Source organism: Rhizobium sp. CB3060, assembly GCF_025200735.1.
GTDB lineage: Bacteria > Pseudomonadota > Alphaproteobacteria > Rhizobiales > Rhizobiaceae > Rhizobium.
The window spans coordinates 3,161,569-3,182,168 of record NZ_CP104158.1 but is presented as its reverse complement, the minus strand read 5'-3'; the positions used below and the strand labels follow the sequence as shown (position 1 = coordinate 3,182,168).

The following is a 20,600-nucleotide window of genomic DNA, read 5'->3' as shown; positions in this document are numbered from 1 at the left end:
GCTTTCGGGATCATGCTTTAAAGGATATTTCTCATGGATATGCGCACTCCCCTGGGCAAAGTCCGCGGTCTCGGTTCCGCTAAGGAAGGCACGGAGCATTTCTGGCGCCAGCGCCTGACCGCCGTCGCCAACGTTCCTCTCATCATTTTCTTCGTCATCTTCCTGATGATCTATGCCGGCGCGCCCTACGCGGAAGTCGTGCACGCGCTGTCGAACCCGATCGTTGCCGTTATTTTCGGCCTGATGGTGATCTCCGGCGTCATCCACATGCGGATAGGCATGCAGGTCATCATCGAGGACTATGTCCATAGCGAGATCAGCAAGATCGTCCTTCTTATGCTCAACACATTCTTCGCGATCATCGTGGCCGGGCTCTGTCTCTTCGCCATTCTGAAGATCGCGTTCGTAGGATAATTACCGATGGCACCGAATTCATCCGCTCAGAATGGGCCCGCTCAGAACGGGAAAGCCTATAAATATGTCGATCACTCCTACGATGTGATCGTTGTCGGCGCCGGCGGCGCTGGCCTGCGCGCCACGCTCGGCATGGCCGAGCAGGGTTTCCGAACCGCCTGCATCACCAAGGTATTCCCGACCCGCTCGCACACGGTCGCAGCCCAGGGCGGTATCGCCGCCTCACTGCAGAACATGACGCCGGATAGCTGGCAGTGGCATCTCTACGACACCGTCAAGGGTTCCGACTGGCTCGGCGACGTCGACGCCATGCAGTATCTCGCCATGGAAGCGCCGAAGGCGGTCTACGAGCTCGAGCACTACGGCGTGCCCTTCTCGCGTAACGAAGAGGGCAAGATCTACCAGCGCCCGTTCGGCGGCCATATGCAGAACTACGGCGAAGGCCCGCCGGTTCAGCGCACCTGCGCCGCTGCCGACCGTACCGGCCACGCTATCCTGCACACGCTTTATGGCCAGTCGCTGCGCAACAACGCTGAATTCTTCATCGAATATTTCGCGCTCGATCTGATCATGTCCGACGATGGCAGCCGCTGCACCGGCGTCGTCGCCTGGTGCCTGGACGATGGAACGATCCATCGCTTCGCCGCCAAGATGGTGGTGCTGGCGACCGGCGGCTACGGCCGCGCCTATTTCTCGGCGACTTCGGCCCATACCTGCACCGGCGACGGCGGCGGCATGGTTGCCCGCGCCGGCTTGCCGCTGCAGGATATGGAATTCGTACAGTTCCATCCGACCGGCATCTATGGTTCCGGCTGTCTGATCACCGAAGGCGCACGCGGCGAAGGCGGGTATCTCGTCAACTCCGAAGGCGAGCGCTTCATGGAGCGCTACGCGCCGTCGGCCAAGGACCTTGCCTCGCGCGACGTCGTTTCGCGCTGCATGACGCTGGAAATCCGCGAAGGCCGCGGCGTCGGCAAGAACAAGGACCACATCTTCCTGCATCTCGACCATCTCGATCCGGCCGTGCTGCATGAGCGCCTGCCGGGTATTTCCGAGAGCGCGCGCATCTTCGCCGGCGTCGATGTCACCCGCGAGCCGATCCCGGTCCTGCCGACCGTTCACTACAATATGGGCGGCATTCCCACGAATTATTGGGGTGAAGTGCTGAATGCCGACAGCAACAATCCGGAGCGTGTTCTGCCGGGCCTGATGGCCGTCGGTGAAGCCGGTTGCGCCTCGGTGCACGGCGCCAATCGCCTCGGCTCCAACTCGCTGATCGACCTTGTGGTCTTCGGCCGCGCCGCCGCCATCCGCGCCGGCCAGGTCATCGACCGCAACAGCCCGGTTCCGCCGGTCAATGTTGCCGCCTGCGACAAGATTATGGAGCGTTTCGACCGCCTGCGCCACGCCAGCGGCTCGACGCCGACGGCGGTGCTGCGCGAAAAGATGCAGCGCGCCATGCAGGAAGACGCCGCCGTGTTCCGCACCCAGGAATCGCTGGAATCCGGCTGCCGCCGCCTTTCGGAGATCTGGAAGGAAATGCCCGATATCAAGGTCACCGACCGTTCGCTGATCTGGAATTCCGACCTTGTCGAGACGCTGGAGCTGCACAACCTGATGGCAAACGCCATCACGACGATCTACGGCGCCGAAGCCCGCAAGGAAAGCCGTGGCTCGCATGCCCGTGAGGACTATACCGAGGGCAAGTTTGCCGGCCGCGACGACGAAAACTGGCGCAAGCATACGCTTGCCTGGGTCAACGAGGCAGGCGACGTGAAGCTCGACTATCGTCCCGTTCACACCGACCTGATCGCCGAAGGCATCGATCCGCACAAGATCGAGCCGAAGGCACGAGTATATTAAGTGTTGTCACTAGACGAAGCTTCGGATGATGACGGAGAGCGAGTCTCGTCAAAACTACGGGCCGCTTTTCCGTTGTCTATGCGAAAGGATTTTGAAGTTCCAGTGAACAGGAGCGCTTATCAAGTTGGCGTTGATAAGCATTATCCGGCTCGTCTCCGTGAGATGATTAGCGCGGCTGTTTTAACATACTCGTTGCAGAATAAATCCGTCGACAACATTTACAGAAAGTATTTCAAAGACAAGCCGTATTCAGAGGATCCTGGAGGTGATGCTCGTCTAGATCGGCTCTATCGTCGGAGCTGCCGAGAGCAAACCACTTGCTTGGATGAGATACTGAAATGGTATCCAAAGTTGCTAACGCGTGAGCCATCTATTGGTGAAGTGATTGGCGATTTAACGTTGATTCGAGTCTTGTATAGCTTTGAACGTGCATTCTCTGAAGCCGATAAAGGTGCGCTGTTTGAAGCGGTAGCGATAGCGCGCATGATTCTTGAGCAAGTCTCCTGGGTTTTTGCTGTGCACGGCCTGGATGACGGCGAGGTGATCAAGAAGACTAAGACGACCAAATCTATAGCGACAACGACGGCTAAATTCCCTCAGGTAGGGCGCTTGTATGGGTGGATGAGTGATCATGCTCACTGGAGCTACGGCGCGCATATGAAAGTAATCGTTGAAGATGATGAGAGCGCGACGAGTGCGCTGCTGGCTTCCTCAGAGTTTAAAGCGATCGCATATGCGATGCTGATCGCGCTGACTTTCTTAGTTTCGGAAATTGTAGCCTCCATACTAGGTAGCTATCTGGCGCTTTCTTCTGCGGAAGAATTTAAAAGTTGGAATGCGACGCGCGGGGCCTTCGATGCAGCCTCGATGATAGACAAAATGTATCATCTATCTGGTGAGGCGCCAGATATTGGATTAATTCTGAACATCGTGAAGGTGGATAGAAAGAATGGTTGAACTCGCTCTCCCCAAGAACTCTCAGATGCGTGAAGGCAAGGTCTGGCCGAAGCCGGCCGGTGCCACGAACACCCGCGAATTCCGTGTCTATCGCTGGAGCCCGGATGACGGCCTGAACCCGAGCATCGACACTTATTACATCGATGTCGACGATTGCGGCCCGATGGTGCTCGACGGTCTGCTCTACATCAAGAACAAGATCGATCCGACGCTGACACTGCGCCGCTCCTGTCGCGAAGGCATTTGCGGCTCGTGCGCGATGAACATCGATGGCACCAATACGCTCGCCTGCACCAAGGGCATGGACGAGATCAAGGGCACGGTGAAAATCTATCCGCTGCCGCATATGCCCGTCGTCAAAGATCTCGTGCCGGATCTGACGAACTTCTACGCCCAGCATCGCTCGATCGAGCCCTGGCTGAAGACGGTGTCGCCGCCGCCGGCGAAGGAGTGGAAGCAGAGCCACGAGGATCGTCTGAAGCTCGACGGCCTTTATGAATGCATCCTCTGCGCCTGCTGCTCGACCTCCTGTCCGAGCTACTGGTGGAACGGCGACCGTTATCTCGGCCCGGCCGTTCTTCTGCAGGCCTATCGCTGGCTGATCGACAGCCGTGACGAAGCAAAGGGCGAGCGTCTTGATAATCTCGAAGATCCGTTCCGCCTCTATCGCTGCCACACGATCATGAACTGCGCCCAGACCTGCCCCAAGGGTCTGAACCCGGCCAAGGCGATCGCCGAAATCAAGAAGATGATGGTCGAGAGGCGGATCTGACCGCCGCCGACCGTTCGTCCCTGTTGCGGCGGGAATAGCCTGACCGCCATGATTACCGCTTCGACCACATCGGGTCGGAGCGGGATCATTCTGTAGGCCGCTCTCGGTGAAGAGGCGGATGCCGCCGCTGCAGCTCACGGAATTTTTATCGGCCTCGCTTGCATGTTGTTCCGATTTCTCCAGCAAACTTCGCTAGAACGCGGACCTGCAGGAACTCGCCGGATGAGGTTTGTCTGGTTAAGCCTTGAAATGACCGGATTCCTGCGGAGCTATGGCCTCCAGCGATTTGTGTCCCGTAGCGACTTGATTAACCAAAGTGAAATACGGTAATTCCAACTTAATTAAGCGCCAGTTTGCAAACCTCGATGGTGGACAATTAGGAGTATGATGATGCAATTGAGATATGCAGCGACGGCTGCGGCGATAGGTCTGTCGCTTGCCGGTTGCCAGCGCACAGCATACAACGACGAATATTCTGCCGCGCCATTGCAGGCTCAACCCGTTCCTTCCGTCCAATCCAGCCAGCTTCCGCCGACCACCGGCGGCGCCTCGCAGTTCCCGGCAGCGCCGACGAATACGCCGAATGCTGCCAATCAGCAGCAACAGCAGGCGATGGCCGCTTCCGCGCAGGACGTGACCAAGGAATCCATGGTCGGTAGCTGGAAGGTCAGCAATGGCGGCGCGAGCTGCGACATGTTCCTGACGCTCACCAATCTCGGCAGCGGTTCGCGCGGCGGCACGCGCGGTTGCGCGGGCGAGTTGACGACGATGGGTTCCTGGGAAGTGTCCGGCAAGCAGGTCATCCTCAAGAATCGTGACGGCAGCCAGATCGGCTCGCTCTACAAGACGGCCGCTTCGCGCTTCGACGGTTCCACGGCATCCGGCCAGCCGCTCAGCCTCAGCCGATAAGCTCTTTTGAAGCGGCTGGGCCGTCCAGCCGCTTCCTCCTTGCACAGGCGGGTATTTCCCCATGCAGCCCATGCCCGACTATTCCATCAGCGTCGTCGAACATCTAAAGACGCTGACGGCTTCCGGATCGCTTCAGGTGGATTCGGCGCAGATGGATGTCGCAAAATCCCTCGATCGCGTGCTTGCCGATCTCAAGCGGAAGCGACCGGCGACCAAATCGAGCGCGCTTGGCTGGATGTTTGCCGCGCGCAAGAGGCCGACGGGGATCGTTCGTGGCCTCTACATCCATGGCAGTGTCGGGCGCGGCAAGACCATGCTGATGGACATGTTCTTCAACATGGCGCCCTGCAGCAAGAAACGTCGGGCACATTTCCATGAGTTCATGGCGGATGTGCACAACCGCATCGCTGCTCACCGGCTGAAGTTCAAGAATGGCGAGACCAAGCAGGCCGATCCGGTACCGCCGGTCGCAGCCGACCTTTATGGTCAGGCGGAGCTGCTTTGCTTCGATGAATTCACCGTGACCGACATTGCCGATGCGATGATCCTGTCGCGGCTGTTTTCCGAATTGTTTTCGCTCGGCTGCGTCTTGGTTGCCACATCGAATGTCGAGCCGGACAATCTCTATCGCGATGGCCTCAATCGCGGCCTGTTCCTGCCTTTCATCGATCTTTTGAAACGCCATGTCGATGTCGTCACGCTGGACTCGCCAACGGATTACCGCATGGAGAAGCTGAATAGCCAGCCGGTCTATCTGACCCCGATCAACGATCGCACCGATATGGCAATGGATGCGTCGTGGGTGCAGGTGCTGCACGGACGCAAGGCACAGCCGTCAGACATTCCGATGAAGGGGCGTTCCATCCATGTGCCGCTCGCCGTCGATCGCGCGGCGCGCTTCTCGTTCGCCGATCTCTGTGAAGCGCCGCTGGGCGCAGCCGATTTCCTGGCCATCGCCAATCGGTTCGACACGATATTTCTCGACCGCGTTCCGAAGCTCGGGCCGGAAAAGCGCAACCAGACCAAGCGCTTCATCATTCTCATCGACACGCTTTACGATCATGCCATCCGGCTTTACGTTTCGGCCGAGGCGATGCCGGAGGAGCTTCTGATCGAAAAACGCGGCACGGAAGGCTTCGAGTTCGACCGCACCGCATCGCGGCTTTTCGAAATGCGCAGCACGGAATATCTTGCCCAGACTCAGGCAAAACGCGCCGCCGAGTAACGTTTTGGTGACAAAATGTCTTACGTTTACGTAAGACATTTTCGATCTAACCGATTGAAATACCTGATCCAAAAATAATCAATTGCCAATTTCGACCTTTGGGTCTATGCGATTGGCGGCAATGGTGGATGCCTTGCAAGGTGTCCCGCCACGGATTTTGATCGCAAAGGATACACCGAAATGGCGCGCAACAAGATCGCACTTATTGGTTCTGGCATGATTGGTGGCACGCTGGCGCATCTCGCCGGCCTGAAAGAACTGGGCGACATCGTCCTGTTCGACATCGCGGACGGCATTCCCCAGGGCAAGGGTCTCGACATCGCCCAGTCTTCTCCTGTCGAAGGCTTCGACGCCAACCTCACCGGCGCCAGCGACTATTCCGCGATCGAAGGCGCTGACGTCTGCATCGTCACCGCCGGCGTTCCCCGCAAGCCGGGCATGAGCCGCGACGATCTTCTCGGCATCAACCTCAAGGTCATGGAACAGGTCGGCGCCGGCATCAAGAAATATGCCCCGGACGCTTTCGTGATCTGCATCACCAATCCGCTTGACGCCATGGTCTGGGCTCTGCAGAAGTTCTCGGGCCTGCCGACCAACAAGGTCGTCGGCATGGCTGGCGTGCTCGACTCGTCGCGCTTCCGCCTCTTCCTCTCCCAGGAATTCAACGTCTCCGTCGAAGACGTCACCGCTTTCGTTCTCGGCGGACACGGCGACTCGATGGTGCCGCTCGCCCGTTACTCCACCGTTGCCGGCATTCCGCTGACCGACCTCGTCACCATGGGCTGGGTCACCAAGGAACGCCTCGAAGAAATCATCCAGCGCACCCGTGACGGCGGCGCCGAGATCGTTGGCCTCCTGAAGACCGGCTCGGCCTACTACGCTCCGGCTGCTTCCGCCATCGCGATGGCCGAATCCTACCTCAAGGACAAGAAGCGCGTCCTGCCTTGCGCTGCCTACCTCTCCGGCCAGTACGGCGTGAAGGACATGTATGTCGGCGTTCCCACCGTCATCGGTGCCGGCGGCATCGAGCGCGTGATCGAGATCGACCTGAACAAGGCCGAAAAAGAAGCCTTCGACAAGTCTGTCGCAGCCGTTGCCGGCCTCTGCGAAGCCTGCGCCGTCATCGCGCCGTCGCTGAAGTAATTTCCGCGTTCCAATAGGGATAAATCCATGAACATTCATGAATATCAGGCCAAGGCTCTGCTGAAGACCTATGGCGCACCCGTCGCGGACGGCGTTGCCATTTTCTCCGCCGATGAAGCCGAAGCCGCCGCAAAGCAGCTTCCGGGCCCGCTTTATGTCGTCAAGAGCCAGATCCATGCCGGCGGTCGCGGTAAGGGCAAGTTCAAGGAACTCGGCCCCGACGCCAAGGGCGGTGTTCGCCTCGCCAAGTCGATCGAGGACGTCGTTGCCAATGCCAAGGAAATGCTCGGCCACACGCTGGTGACCAAGCAGACCGGCCCGGCCGGCAAGCAGGTCAACCGCCTCTACATCGAAGACGGCGCCGATATCGACCGCGAACTGTATCTCTCGATCCTGGTCGACCGCTCGGTCGGCAAGGTTGCCTTCGTCGTTTCGACCGAAGGCGGCATGGACATCGAAACCGTTGCACACGACACGCCGGAAAAGATCATCACCGTCGCCATCGACCCGTCGACCGGCGTTACGGCTGCCAACTCGGCTGCCCTGTCCGACGCGCTGAAGCTCGAAGGCGCTGCCCGTGAAGACGCTGCCAAGCTCTTCCCGATCCTCTACAAGGCCTTCGTCGAAAAGGACATGGCCCTGCTCGAAGTCAACCCGCTGATCGTCATGACCAACGGCAATCTGCGCGTCCTCGACGCCAAGGTATCCTTCGACGGCAATGCGCTGTTCCGCCACGAGGACATCGTTGCGCTTCGCGACACGACCGAAGAGGACGCCAAGGAAATCGAAGCGCACAAGTATGACCTCGCCTATGTCGCCCTCGACGGCAACATCGGCTGCATGGTCAACGGCGCCGGCCTTGCCATGGCGACCATGGACATCATCAAGCTCTACGGCGCAGAGCCGGCGAACTTCCTCGATGTCGGCGGCGGCGCTACCAAGGAAAAGGTCACCGCGGCCTTCAAGATCATCACCGCCGACCCGGCTGTCGAAGGCATCCTCGTCAACATCTTCGGCGGCATCATGAAGTGCGATGTCATCGCCGATGGCGTGCTCGCAGCCGTCAAGGAAGTCGGTCTGAAGGTTCCGCTCGTCGTTCGCCTCGAAGGCACGAATGTCGAGCTCGGCAAAAAGATCATCAACGAATCCGGTCTCAACGTCATCTCCGCTGATGACCTGGACGATGCCGCCCAGAAGATCGTGAAGGCAGTCAAGGGCTGATCGGGATGGCTGCTTCCTTCGCTCCAACGGCTGCTCATCTTCGCCTCGGTGCCTTCGCCGGCATCTGGGAAGGGGAAGAGCATGTCGCGGCCTCGGCCTGGACGAAGGAAGGAAAGGCAACCGCGCAGCTCACGGCCGAGTGTCTGTTCGGCGGATTTTTCGTCGAACAGCGCTACGTGCAGACACGGGACGGCAGCACATCGTTCGAAGCCCGGAACATTCTCGGCTTCGACGCTGCGGATCAGGCCTACAAGCTCTATCAGTTCGATACGGTCGGCTTCGTGCCCGCCGCGCCGGCTTCCGGCGAGTGGATCGACGACAAGCTTGTCCTGACCAAGGTCTCGCCGCGCGGTCAACAACGCACTCTCTTCCAGTTCGAAAATGAAGACTGCTACCGCATGGGCGTCACTTTCTCGCCCGCCGGCAGCGATACATGGCAGGAGGTCGTCAGCGGCATCTATCGTCGCGTCGCCTCCGCGTCTTCCAACCTCTCGTAACAAAGGCCTCGCATGTCTATTCTCATCAACAAAGACACCAAGGTCCTGGTTCAGGGCCTGACCGGCAAGACCGGTACTTTCCACACTGAACAGGCGCTTGCCTATCACGGCACGAAGATGGTCGGCGGTATCCACCCTTCCAAGGGCGGTGAAACCTGGGCCGGCAAGGACGGCGAAAAGCTGCCGATCTTCAAGTCCGTCGCCGAAGGCAAGGAAGCAACCGGCGCCAACGCTTCGGTCATCTACGTGCCGCCGGCTGGCGCTGCGGCCGCGATCCTCGAAGCGATCGAAGCCGAGATCCCGCTGATCGTCTGCATCACGGAAGGCATTCCGGTCGCCGACATGGTCAAGGTCAAGGACCGTCTCATCAAGTCGAAGTCGCGCCTGATCGGGCCGAACTGCCCCGGCGTCCTGACCCCGAACGAATGCAAGATCGGCATCATGCCGGGCTCCATCTTCAAGAAGGGCTCGGTCGGCGTTCTCTCGCGTTCCGGCACGCTGACCTACGAAGCCGTGTTCCAGACCACCAATGAAGGCCTCGGCCAGACGACGGCTGTCGGCATCGGCGGCGACCCGGTCAAGGGCACCGAATTCATCGACGTCCTGGAAATGTTCCTCGCCGACGACGAAACCAAGTCGATCATCATGATCGGCGAAATCGGCGGCTCGGCGGAAGAAGACGCCGCGCAGTTCCTCAAGGACGAAGCCAAGAAGGGCCGCAAGAAGCCGATGGTCGGCTTCATCGCCGGCCGCACGGCACCTCCCGGCCGCACGATGGGCCATGCCGGCGCCGTAATTTCTGGCGGCAAGGGCGGCGCGGAAGACAAGATCGCAGCGATGGAATCGGCAGGCATCCGCGTGTCGCCGTCGCCGGCGCGTCTCGGCAAGACGCTGGTAGAAGTCCTGAAGGGCTGATCCTACCTATTGCAAGACCCGGACGGGAAGCGGCAGTCGCCAGCCCGTCCGGCCTTCGAATTCGTAAAAGCAGATACGTGATCCCAAGGGATCGCGGACGAAATATGGTCGCCGGATTTCCATAAGCCGGCAAAGCAAACAAGTCGGGAGGCGGACGAGAGCGTCCGCATATCACCATGGCAAGGCAAGAAGCCAACGAGCAATTTCAGATCACCTCGTTCCTGGACGGCGCCAACGCTGCTTATATCGAGCAGCTTTATGCGCGCTTCGAGGAAGACCCATCGTCGGTCTCCGACGAATGGCGGTCGTTCTTCAAGGCACTGGAAGACAGTCCTGACGATGTGAAGAAGGCGGCCAAGGGCGCCTCCTGGCAGCGCAAGAACTGGCCGATCCAGGCAAACGGCGAGCTCGTCTCCGCGCTCGACGGCAACTGGGGCATCGTCGAGAAGGCGATCGAGACCAAGGTGAAGGCCAAGGCCGAAGCCGCAGGTAAGCCGACGGACACCGCCGACATTCTGCAGGCGACGCGCGATTCTGTCCGCGCCATCATGATGATCCGCGCCTATCGCATGCGCGGCCACCTGCACGCCAAGCTCGACCCGCTGGGTATCGCCGCTGCGGTCGAAGACTACAAGGAGCTGTCGCCGGAAGCCTATGGCTTCACCGAGGCCGACCTCGACCGCAAGATCTTCATCGATAACGTGCTCGGCCTCGAATATGCGAGCGTGCGCGAGATGATGGAAATCCTCGAGCGCACCTACTGCTCGACGCTCGGCGTCGAATTCATGCATATCTCCAATCCGGAGGAGAAGGCCTGGATTCAGGAACGCATCGAGGGCGTCGACAAGGGCATCGCCTTCAGCGCGGAGCGCAAGAAGGCGATCCTGCAGAAAGTGATCGAATCCGAGGGCTACGAGCAGTTCCTTGACGTCAAGTTCAAGGGCACGAAGCGTTTCGGCCTCGATGGCGGCGAATCGCTCATCCCGGCACTGGAGCAGATTCTGAAGAGCGGCAGCCAGCTCGGCCTCAAGGAAGCCGTGTTCGGCATGGCCCATCGCGGCCGTCTCAACGTGCTTTCCCAGGTCATGGGCAAGCCGCACCGCGCCATCTTCCATGAGTTCAAGGGCGGCTCCTACGCGCCGGACGAGGTCGAAGGCTCGGGCGACGTCAAGTACCATCTCGGCGCCTCTTCGGACCGCGATTTCGACGGCACCAAGGTGCACGTTTCGCTGACAGCCAACCCGTCGCATCTGGAAATCGTCAATCCGGTCGTCATGGGCAAGGTCCGCGCCAAGCAGGATATGAGCGCCACTCTCTGGGACGGCGATATCATTCCGCTCTCCGAACGCGCCAAGGTCGTGCCGTTGCTGATCCACGGCGACGCGGCTTTCGCCGGTCAGGGCGTCGTGGCTGAAATCCTCGGGCTTTCCGGTCTGCGCGGCCACCGCGTCGCCGGCACGATGCACGTCATCATCAACAACCAGATCGGCTTCACCACCAATCCGGCCTTCTCGCGTTCGTCGCCCTATCCGTCCGACGTTGCCAAGATGATCGAAGCGCCGATCTTCCACGTCAACGGCGATGATCCGGAAGCGGTGGTCTATGCGGCGAAGATCGCGACCGAATTCCGCATGAAGTTCCACAAGCCTGTTGTGGTCGACCTGTTCTGCTATCGCCGCTACGGCCACAATGAAGGCGACGAGCCGTCCTTCACGCAGCCGAAGATGTACAAGGTCATTCGCGCCCACAAGACGGTGCTGCAGCTCTATTCCGAGCGGCTGGTTGCCGAAGGCGTGCTGAGCGAAGGCGAAGTCGAGAAGATGAAGGCCGACTGGCGCGCCCATCTCGAACAGGAGTTCGAGGCCGGCCAGTCCTACAAGCCGAACAAGGCCGACTGGCTGGACGGCGAATGGTCGGGCCTGCATACGGCCGACAATGCAGACGAGCAGCGTCGCGGCAAGACTGCGGTGCCGATGAAGACGCTGAAGGATATCGGCCGCAAGCTGTCGGAAATTCCGGCCGGCTTTCATGCGCACCGAACCATCCAGCGCTTCATGGAAAACCGTGCTGGCATGGTCCAGACAGGCGAAGGCATCGACTGGGCAATGGCGGAAGCGCTCGCTTTCGGCTCGCTCGTGGTCGAAGGCCACAAGATCCGTCTGTCCGGTCAGGATTGCGAGCGCGGCACGTTCTCGCAGCGTCATTCGGTTCTCTACGATCAGGAAACCGAAGATCGCTACATCCCGCTCGCCAACCTGTCGCCGACCCAGGCCCGCTACGAAGTCATCAACTCGATGCTGTCGGAAGAGGCGGTTCTCGGCTTCGAATACGGCTATTCGCTGGCCCGTCCGAATGCGCTGACGCTGTGGGAAGCGCAGTTCGGCGACTTCGCCAACGGTGCGCAGGTCGTGTTCGACCAGTTCATCTCGTCGGGCGAACGCAAGTGGCTGCGCATGTCCGGCCTCGTCTGCCTGCTGCCGCATGGCTATGAAGGTCAGGGTCCGGAACACTCTTCGGCCCGCCTGGAACGCTATCTGCAGCTCTGTGCCGAAGACAACATGCAGGTCGCCAACGTCACGACGCCGGCGAACTACTTCCATATCCTGCGTCGCCAGTTGAAGCGTGACTTCCGCAAGCCGCTGATCCTGATGACGCCAAAGTCGCTGCTGCGCCATAAGCGTGCGGTATCGGGCCTAGCGGAGATGGCGGGGGAAACCTCCTTCCATCGCCTGCTCTGGGACGATGCGGAAGTGATCAAGGACGGCCCGATCAAGCTGCAGAAGGACGCCAAGATTCGTCGCGTCGTCATCTGCTCGGGCAAGGTCTATTACGACCTGCTGGAAGAGCGCGAGAAGCGCGGCATCGACGATATCTACCTGCTGCGTATCGAACAGCTCTATCCGTTCCCGGCCAAGGCGCTCATCAACGAGCTCAGCCGCTTCCGCAATGCGGAGATGGTCTGGTGCCAGGAAGAGCCGAAGAACATGGGCGCATGGTCCTTCATCGATCCGTATCTGGAATGGGTGCTTGCCCATATCGACGCCAAGTACCAGCGGGTTCGCTACACCGGCCGTCCGGCCGCCGCCTCGCCGGCGACGGGCCTGATGTCCAAGCATCTGGCGCAGCTCGCTGCATTCCTTGAGGATGCGCTCGGCGGTTAAGGCATGAGCCGGAAAGGGGGTGCGCGATGGCCTATTTTCATCTGAAACTTGTGCCGCCGCGCCCCAGCTTCCCGCATGACGCCACAGGGGAGGAGATGGCCGCCATGCAGAAACACGCCGCTTATTGGCGCGATCATGCAAGTGCCGGAACGGCTGTTATCGTCGGTCCGGTTTTCGCGGCCGATGGTGCTTTCGGCATGGCTGTCCTCGACGTGGAAGACGCCGATGCCGCCAAGGCGCTTGGCGATGCCGATCCCGTCCTTCTCGCCGGGCTCGGTTTCCGCATCGAAATCTCGCCGATGCCCTCGATCATTCTCCGGCCGTCCGTCGCCGGTAATTCTATCTAAGTCATAACGACGAAAAATCAGGATCTGAACAATGGCCACTGAAATCCGCGTTCCTACCCTCGGCGAATCCGTCAGCGAAGCGACCGTCGGTACTTGGTTCAAGAAGGTCGGCGATGCCATCAAGGCTGATGAGCCGCTTCTCGAACTCGAAACCGACAAGGTGACGATCGAAGTCCCTGCGCCTTCGGCCGGCACGCTTTCCGAAATCGTTGCCCAGGCCGGCGAAACCGTAGGCCTCGGCGCGCTGCTCGGCCAGATCTCCGCCGGCAACGGTGCTGCGGTTGCTCCGGCCCAGGCTGCCGCACCGACCGCTGCTGCCGCGCCCGCTCCGGTCGCCGCTGCTCCAGTCGCCGCACCGGCTTCCGCCATGCCGGCGGCTCCGGCCGCCGCCAAGCTGCTCGCCGAAAACAATCTTTCCGCCGATCAGGTCGATGGCAGCGGCAAGCGCGGCCAGGTCCTGAAGGGTGATGTCATCGCCGCCGTCGCCAAGGCTGCCTCGGCGCCTGCCGCCGCACCGGCTGCTCCGGTTGCCGCCCGAGCCCCGACCACCGTCGAAGATGCCGGCCGCGAAGAGCGCGTGAAGATGACGCGCCTGCGCCAGACGATCGCCAAGCGCCTTAAGGATGCGCAGAACACCGCCGCCATGCTCACCACCTATAACGAGGTGGACATGAAGGCCGTCATGGACCTGCGCAACAGGTACAAGGACATCTTCGAGAAGAAGCATGGCGTGAAGCTCGGCTTCATGGGCTTCTTCACCAAGGCAGTCACGCATGCGCTGAAGGAACTCCCGGCCGTCAACGCCGAGATCGACGGCACCGACATCATCTACAAGAACTACTGCCACATCGGCGTTGCCGTCGGCACGGACAAGGGCCTCGTGGTTCCGATCGTGCGTGATGCCGACCAGATGTCGATCGCCGGCATCGAGAAGGAAATCGGCCGCCTCGGCAAGGCAGCCCGTGACGGCCAGCTCTCCATGGCCGACATGCAGGGCGGTACCTTCACCATCTCCAACGGCGGCGTCTACGGCTCGCTGATGTCCTCGCCGATCCTGAATGCGCCGCAGTCGGGCATTCTCGGCATGCACAAGATCCAGGAGCGTCCGGTCGCCATCGGCGGCCAGGTCGTCATCCGCCCGATGATGTATCTGGCGCTCTCCTACGATCACCGCATCGTCGACGGCAAGGAAGCGGTTACCTTCCTCGTGCGCGTCAAGGAAAGCCTGGAAGATCCGGAACGTCTGGTTCTCGATCTCTAAGGGAGCGCTGGCTCATGTCGAAATGGCCCATGCGGACGATGCGCGGACTCTTGTGCGCCGTCGCCGCGTGGATGCCATTTTCCGCCGCCGCGGATGATTTCGACGTTGCCAAGCTCAGCAGCAATCTCGATCTGGCGTCGCTGAGCGACGCCGATCTCGCCGCCCGGTCGATCACTGTCTTTCACATGGGCGATGTCGAATTGACGTCCGGCCGCATCGTCGCCAGCGATCCTCTGGTCGGGCCGGATCGTCCCGCCTTCGTCAGGATCGTTGCGCCGGGCAACTATCCCGTGTCCATCTACAAGGCCTTCGGCCGCGTTGCCGCGGCCGGCCTGCGCTTTGCCGATGGCAAGCCGGCGCGCTGGGAGCTGGCGCTCATTCCCGGCCAGGATATCAAGTCGCTGAAGAACGACGAGTTCTTCGGCTATCCGGTCGATGCCGGTCTTGGCTGCTATATGGATGCGGAAACATACGCCCTGATCCAGGAACGGGAGCAGCAGGTCCGCACCCAGAAGTCCGCCACCGACATCAATTACTACGATGATGTGCTCGCTCCCGAGATCGAGGCGAATGACGACAAATATGTCATGCATCGGCCGGTGACCGGCAAGCGCGGCAATGTCGCGGTGTTCTGGAGCGGATGGGGCGATGGTTTCTACCCGGTGTTCTGGGGCCTCGATGCGAAGGATCGCCCGCTTGTCCTCTTTACGGATTTCGGGGTGACAGAAAATGCAGACGGTCGGCACGAACCAGGGGGAGGGTGATCATGCTGGCGAACCGAGGGATGGCACGACTAGGCCCCGTGCACTGGGCAATGATGGCGTTTGCGGCCATTCCGGTGCCGGCGCTTGCGGATGAATGCGTACAGGAAAAGGCTGTTTATGGCGACATGGACGATGCCTACGAGCTGCGTTTCGAACCGGTCGATTCCGACGCGGCAGCCACCAGCAACAAATTCAAATTCTCTGTGCGGAACACGCCGATCGTGGCGGATGGCGTGGTGATGCGCTCGGATGATCAACTGCGCGCCAACGGCCTGATCATGTTCAACTGCCCGGAAGGCGATGTGACCGGCGCCGATCTCCGCGCCTGCACTGTTTGGCAGGGCATGATCTACGCCTCTGACCTGAAGGGCAATATCGGTGTCTTGCCGGCGGAGGGCGCAGGCGCCGCGGCGCGGCTGTTCCTGCCGGCGCTCGGACCTTCGATCCGTGAATCCTCCATCTGGGGCAAAGGCAAAGCGACCGTCGCCCCCTGGGATGTCCTGACCTTGAAAGGATGCGGCGAATGACTGGCAAATCCCCTGTTCTTCTCGTCACCGGCGGCAGCCGCGGCATCGGGGCGGCAGTGTCGATTGCGGCTGCCCGGCAAGGCTGGGCCGTGGCCGTCAATTACGCTTCGAACAAGGCGGCTGCTGAGGCGGTCGTCACCGCGATTAGGGATGCCGGCGGCGAGGCGATTGCGGTCGCCGGCGATGTCGGCTCGCCCGAGGATATCAGGTCCATTTTCTCCACCGTCGACCAGCATTTCGGTCGGTTGGACGGTCTCGTCAACAATGCCGGCATCGTCGATCGCGTGCAGCGTCTGGACGAGATGACGCCGGAGCGCCTCGACCGGATGTTTCGCATCAACATCACCGGCTCGATGCTGGCCGCCGCGGAAGCCGTTCGCCGCATGTCCACTCGCCATGGCGGCAAGGGCGGCGCGATCGTCAACCTCTCCTCCGTGGCAGCCACCCTTGGTGGCGGTGGGCAATATGTCGATTATGCGGCTTCCAAGGGCGCGATCGATACGTTCACGCTCGGCCTGGCGCGCGAGGTGGCGGCCGAGGGCATAAGGGTCAATGCGGTGCGGCCGGGCATTATCGATACGGAAATCCACGCGGCGGCAGGCCTGCCAGACCGTGCGCGCGAGATCGCTCCGCAACTGCCGATGAAGAGGGCGGGGACCGCGGAAGAGGTGGCGGACGCCATCCTCTACCTGTTGGGAGCCCAGGCATCCTATATAACGGGCGCCGTCCTCGATGTGAGCGGCGGCCGCTGATCGGAAAGGGCAGAAATCATGCAATATGTCTTGGAATTCCTCGGCCTGATGGCGGTGTTTTCGATTTTCATCGTCGCACCGGGCGCTGACTTCGCCGTCATCCTGCGCCAGAGCATCGTGCATGGCCGCCGCGCGGCCGTCATGACCGGCCTCGGCATGGGCTTCTCTCTGCTTTTCCACGTCAGCTATACCATTCTCGGCCTCGGTCTCATCGTCTCGCAATCGCTGATGCTCTTCAGCCTGATCAAATGGGCCGGCGTCCTTTATCTCGTCTATCTCGGCATCAAGTCTTTCCGGGAGCCCGGCTTCAAGGTGAAGGAGATCGAGATCGGCGAGGAGGATCGCAAGCCGGTTTCCATCTGGCGCTGCCTGGCAACGGGTTTCATCACCAATGCGCTCAATCCGAAGCCGGTGCTGTTTTTCCTGTCGCTGTTTTCGACGCTCGTGCATCACGACACGCCGGCGCTCATTCAGTTTTCCTATGGCATAGGCATGGCGACGGCGCTTGTCGCCTGGTTTGCCGGCGTCTCCGTCTTCTTCACCGTCAAGCCGGTCCGCGATCGCTTCATCGCCGGCGGCAAATGGTTCAACCGCATCACTGGAGCGGCACTTGTCGGCTTCGGTATCCGCCTCGCATTGGCGCGGGCGACCGACTAACAGAGATACAAAACAAGGAAATTAAAACCATGTCCTACGATGTGATCATTATCGGAACCGGCCCCGGCGGCTATGTCTGCGCTATCAAGGCGGCGCAGCTCGGCCTCAAGGTGGCAGTCATCGAAAAGCGCGCCACGTTCGGCGGCACCTGCCTCAACATCGGCTGCATCCCGTCCAAGGCGCTGCTGCATGCCTCCGAAATGTTCCATCATGCCGGCCATGGCATGGACGCGCTCGGCGTCGAAGTCGCAGCACCGACGCTCAATCTTTCGAAGATGATGGCGCACAAGGATGCGACGGTGAAGGCGAACACCGACGGCGTCGCTTTCCTCTTCAAGAAGAACAAGATCGATACCTTCCAGGGCACCGGCAAGATCGTCGCTACCGGCAAGGTTTCCGTCACGGCCGAGGATGGCAAGGTGACCGAGATCGAGGGCAAGAACATCGTTATCGCCACCGGCTCCGACGTTGCCGGCATTCCGGGCGTGTCGCTCGAAATCGATGAGAAGGTGATCATTTCGTCCACCGGCGGCATCGCGCTCGACAAGGTGCCGGCCAACATGATCGTCGTCGGCGGCGGTGTCATCGGCCTCGAGCTCGGCTCGGTCTGGTCGCGCCTCGGCGCCAAGGTCACGGTCGTCGAATATCTCGACACCATTCTCGGCGGCATGGACGGCGAAGTCTCCAAGCAGTTCCAGCGCATGCTGGCCAAACAGGGCATCGACTTCCATCTCAGCGCCAAGGTCACCGGCGTCGAAAAGGTCGGCGACGGCGCCAAGGTCACCTTTGAGCCGGTCAAGGGCGGCGACAAGGTGGTGCTCGATGCCGATGTCGTGCTGGTGTCGACCGGCCGCAAGCCCTACACGGCCGGTCTCGGCCTGGAAGAGGCAGGCGTTGCCCTCGATGTCAGGGGCCGCGTCGAAATCGATGGCCATTTCAAGACCAATGTTCCTGGCATCTATGCCATCGGCGACGTGGTGAAGGGCCCGATGCTGGCGCACAAGGCGGAAGACGAGGGCGTGGCGCTTGCCGAAATCCTCGCCGGTCAGGCTGGCCATGTGAATTACGATGTCATTCCGAGCGTGGTCTACACGCAGCCCGAAGTCGCCTCCGTCGGCAAGACCGAGGAAGAGCTGAAGGCCGCGGGCATCGCCTACAAGGTCGGCAAATTCCCCTTCACCGCCAATGGCCGCGCCCGCGCCATGCTGGCGACGGACGGTTTCGTCAAGATCCTGGCGGACAAAGAGACTGACCGCGTTCTCGGCGGCCACATCGTCGGCTTCGGCGCTGGCGAGATGATCCACGAGATTGCCGTGCTGATGGAATTCGGCGGCTCGTCGGAAGATCTCGGCCGCACCTGCCATGCGCATCCGACCATGTCGGAAGCCGTAAAGGAAGCCGCGCTCGCGACCTTCTTCAAGCCGATCCATATGTAAATTATAGAGACGTATCCTTTGATGTGAGCGGCGGCGGTGATGACGGCCGCCGTTTCCTTTTGCGGGTTGTCGTGAGCGAATTGCCGCAGCCGTCGTTTGTATGTCTGGCTATACGTTGGCTGTGCTACTTTGCAGAGAGTGAAACAGCAGACGCCAAAATGCCGGCAAAGCCCGTAATGGTTAAACCAAATATGCCGCATCCCGCATTGCCGGGCGCGGACTGGGCTGATTGTTACGAGCTACAGGTACAGGAATCGGATTTTACGGCAGTCGCTGCCGCGCGCACAATGTTCGGCAAATTTCCTTTTTGGGTGCGGTCACTGCTAAAGCTGCGCGATACGGTCGTCAGCGTCTTCGGCCTGAAATCTACGGGACATCACTCCCTAAATACGTCGGAAACAATCGGCTTCTTTCCGATCGTCAGCAAATCAGAGAACCAAGTTGTTCTCGGCTTCGACGACAAGCACCTTGATTTCCGTGTCGTAATCGATGTGCGGGATGATGGTCGGGGGCGTCGACTCATCGATATAACGACGCTCGTGAAACGGAAAATCTTGCTCGGCCAGATCTATATCGCTGTGATCACGCCGTTCCATCGGTTGATTGTCGAGACAGTGCTGACTGACTTCGGCAAACGAATGGGCGCGCTCAGTTCGCCGCCGTCACCGTAAAACCCTGCTTGCGCAGCAGTTCCACCAGACCCTGATCGCCGACCAGATGCAGTGCGCCGACGGCGATGAAGGCGTTGCCCTTGGCGAGGATCGGCGCGGCGCGTTCGGCCATTACCTTGTTGCGGTCCAAAATGATGCGCTGTTCGAAGGCGGCGGTATCATCGTCGGACAGGTTCTGATCCGGCACGATGTTCTTCAGCATCGGGACGATCGCGCCGATATTGCCGGCGAGATAGAGATCGGTCATGGTTTCGTTGACGTCGTTGATCTTGTCGCCGAGTTCCAGCGTCTGGATCAGCGATTTCACGTGAAGTTCGATCGGCAGATCGCTCATGGCCTTGGCCTGTTCGGCCAGTGTTTCCAGCCCCTTCACCTGTTTGCCGCTAGCGATCGCGTCGCTCGCAAGCTTCTGATCGAGGAATTTCATGCCGGCCGTCTTGCGGCGGACTTCACAGCCGGTCATTTCGAAAGAGCTCGAAATCAACCAAGGTTGCATGTGGGCGACGGTGGCGAGCGACACGCCGCGCTGTTTCAGGCCCGCTTCCAGCTTGGCATTCTCTTCCGGCGACAGATGCTGGCTAATGGTCGAGCCGTCGGTCAGCATCATCAAAGACGGATTGCCGAAGAGAGCTGCCATCGCCTTCTTGTCGTCGAGGATTTCATCGGATTCGACGACGATCGTATCCGCCCCGGCACTTGCTTCGGCTGCGCCCTTCGGCATGGTCACCACGCGCGCGTCGCTGACATGCATGGTGCCGAGCAGCCAGGAGGGTTTTAGGCCGGACTTTTCGATCTTCCAGAAGATGCCCTTGCCATTCGCCACCTTGTCACCCTCGGCGAGGATCGAGGCATATTTGGCGGGGTCGCTCTTTTGCAGTTCAGCCATCAGATCTTTGCCGCCGCAGCTATCGGACGCGGCCTCTTCGGCATGCGCAGGCGCCAGCGACAACAGAGCCACGATCAATGCCGTCATCAGCATCCAGGGAAAGGCCGTCGCCAGCCAGAGGAGAATGTCACCGAATCTCGACGCTGTCAGCCGCGCTGTCTTGATTCCGAGAGCAGACATTATCTCAACCTTCCGAAAGCAGGGGACATGATCGCGACTTTG

The 20,600-nt window shown here is 60.5% G+C and carries 20 protein-coding genes; 19 read left to right on the top strand and 1 reads right to left on the bottom strand.

From position 1 onward, the window contains the following. The first annotated feature begins 33 nt into the window (after positions 1–33). From sdhD to N2601_RS15245, 19 genes are all read left to right on the top strand, one after another. Entirely contained in the window at positions 34–414 is a 381-nt protein-coding gene (sdhD, locus tag N2601_RS15335) for a succinate dehydrogenase, hydrophobic membrane anchor protein (RefSeq protein ID WP_104824609.1), read from the top strand. Positions 415–420: 6 nt separating this feature from the next. Continuing rightward, positions 421–2,277 carry a succinate dehydrogenase flavoprotein subunit gene (gene sdhA, locus N2601_RS15330; protein WP_104824608.1) on the top strand — a complete coding sequence of 619 codons (1,857 nt, stop codon included), beginning with the start codon at positions 421–423 and terminating at the stop codon, positions 2,275–2,277. Next, positions 2,278–3,234: a hypothetical protein gene (locus N2601_RS15325; RefSeq protein WP_104824607.1), complete on the top strand. Its 957-nt coding sequence runs from the start codon at positions 2,278–2,280 to the stop codon at positions 3,232–3,234. After that, on the top strand, positions 3,227–4,006 hold the full coding sequence (locus N2601_RS15320) for a succinate dehydrogenase iron-sulfur subunit (protein WP_104824606.1): 780 nt from the start codon (positions 3,227–3,229) through the stop codon (positions 4,004–4,006). The genes N2601_RS15325 and N2601_RS15320 overlap by 8 nt, the downstream gene beginning before the upstream one ends. A gap of 390 nt (positions 4,007–4,396) precedes the next feature. Further along, a complete protein-coding gene (locus tag N2601_RS15315) occupies positions 4,397–4,915 on the top strand; it encodes a protease inhibitor Inh/omp19 family protein (protein WP_104824605.1) in 519 nt (172 codons plus the stop codon). A 61-nt stretch (positions 4,916–4,976) separates the two neighbouring features. Next, positions 4,977–6,140 (top strand): cell division protein ZapE, encoded by a 1,164-nt coding sequence (gene zapE / locus N2601_RS15310; protein ID WP_104824604.1) that lies wholly within the window; start codon positions 4,977–4,979, stop codon positions 6,138–6,140. A 180-nt stretch (positions 6,141–6,320) separates the two neighbouring features. Beyond that, complete coding sequence (gene mdh, locus N2601_RS15305) at positions 6,321–7,283, top strand: malate dehydrogenase (protein WP_104824603.1); 963 nt, start codon at positions 6,321–6,323, stop codon at positions 7,281–7,283. Between the two features lie 27 nt (positions 7,284–7,310). Continuing rightward, positions 7,311–8,504, top strand: a complete 1,194-nt coding sequence (gene sucC, locus N2601_RS15300) for an ADP-forming succinate--CoA ligase subunit beta (RefSeq protein WP_104824602.1) — start codon at positions 7,311–7,313, stop codon at positions 8,502–8,504. Positions 8,505–8,509: 5 nt separating this feature from the next. Further along, positions 8,510–9,001 (top strand): DUF1579 family protein, encoded by a 492-nt coding sequence (locus tag N2601_RS15295; RefSeq protein ID WP_104824601.1) that lies wholly within the window; start codon positions 8,510–8,512, stop codon positions 8,999–9,001. 12 nt (positions 9,002–9,013) lie between these two features. Further along, positions 9,014–9,916 (top strand): succinate--CoA ligase subunit alpha, encoded by a 903-nt coding sequence (gene sucD / locus N2601_RS15290; RefSeq protein WP_104824600.1) that lies wholly within the window; start codon positions 9,014–9,016, stop codon positions 9,914–9,916. Positions 9,917–10,092: 176 nt separating this feature from the next. Beyond that, complete coding sequence (locus N2601_RS15285; RefSeq protein ID WP_104824599.1) at positions 10,093–13,077, top strand: 2-oxoglutarate dehydrogenase E1 component; 2,985 nt, start codon at positions 10,093–10,095, stop codon at positions 13,075–13,077. 26 nt (positions 13,078–13,103) lie between these two features. Continuing rightward, positions 13,104–13,424 carry a YciI family protein gene (locus N2601_RS15280; protein WP_104824598.1) on the top strand — a complete coding sequence of 107 codons (321 nt, stop codon included), beginning with the start codon at positions 13,104–13,106 and terminating at the stop codon, positions 13,422–13,424. A gap of 31 nt (positions 13,425–13,455) precedes the next feature. Beyond that, the gene (odhB, locus tag N2601_RS15275; protein WP_104824597.1) at positions 13,456–14,685 is read left to right on the top strand and encodes a 2-oxoglutarate dehydrogenase complex dihydrolipoyllysine-residue succinyltransferase; all 1,230 of its coding nucleotides are present in this window, start codon (positions 13,456–13,458) and stop codon (positions 14,683–14,685) included. A 14-nt stretch (positions 14,686–14,699) separates the two neighbouring features. After that, positions 14,700–15,449: a DUF4241 domain-containing protein gene (locus N2601_RS15270; RefSeq protein WP_104824596.1), complete on the top strand. Its 750-nt coding sequence runs from the start codon at positions 14,700–14,702 to the stop codon at positions 15,447–15,449. 20 nt (positions 15,450–15,469) lie between these two features. Continuing rightward, positions 15,470–15,976: a hypothetical protein gene (locus tag N2601_RS15265; RefSeq protein ID WP_104825245.1), complete on the top strand. Its 507-nt coding sequence runs from the start codon at positions 15,470–15,472 to the stop codon at positions 15,974–15,976. Next, entirely contained in the window at positions 15,973–16,728 is a 756-nt protein-coding gene (locus N2601_RS15260; protein WP_104824595.1) for an SDR family oxidoreductase, read from the top strand. Before N2601_RS15265 ends, N2601_RS15260 begins: the two co-directional genes overlap by 4 nt. A gap of 18 nt (positions 16,729–16,746) precedes the next feature. Continuing rightward, a complete protein-coding gene (locus N2601_RS15255; protein ID WP_104824594.1) occupies positions 16,747–17,385 on the top strand; it encodes a LysE family translocator in 639 nt (212 codons plus the stop codon). Between the two features lie 29 nt (positions 17,386–17,414). Then, positions 17,415–18,821 carry a dihydrolipoyl dehydrogenase gene (gene lpdA / locus N2601_RS15250; RefSeq protein ID WP_104824593.1) on the top strand — a complete coding sequence of 469 codons (1,407 nt, stop codon included), beginning with the start codon at positions 17,415–17,417 and terminating at the stop codon, positions 18,819–18,821. Positions 18,822–18,844: 23 nt separating this feature from the next. Next, complete coding sequence (locus N2601_RS15245) at positions 18,845–19,492, top strand: DUF2867 domain-containing protein (protein ID WP_311319434.1); 648 nt, start codon at positions 18,845–18,847, stop codon at positions 19,490–19,492. Here the strand turns inward: N2601_RS15245 and N2601_RS15240 are convergent. Beyond that, the gene (locus N2601_RS15240) at positions 19,470–20,561 is read right to left on the bottom strand and encodes a TraB/GumN family protein (RefSeq protein ID WP_104825244.1); all 1,092 of its coding nucleotides are present in this window, start codon (positions 20,559–20,561) and stop codon (positions 19,470–19,472) included. The genes N2601_RS15245 and N2601_RS15240 overlap by 23 nt on opposite strands. Positions 20,562–20,600: the final 39 nt, after the last annotated feature.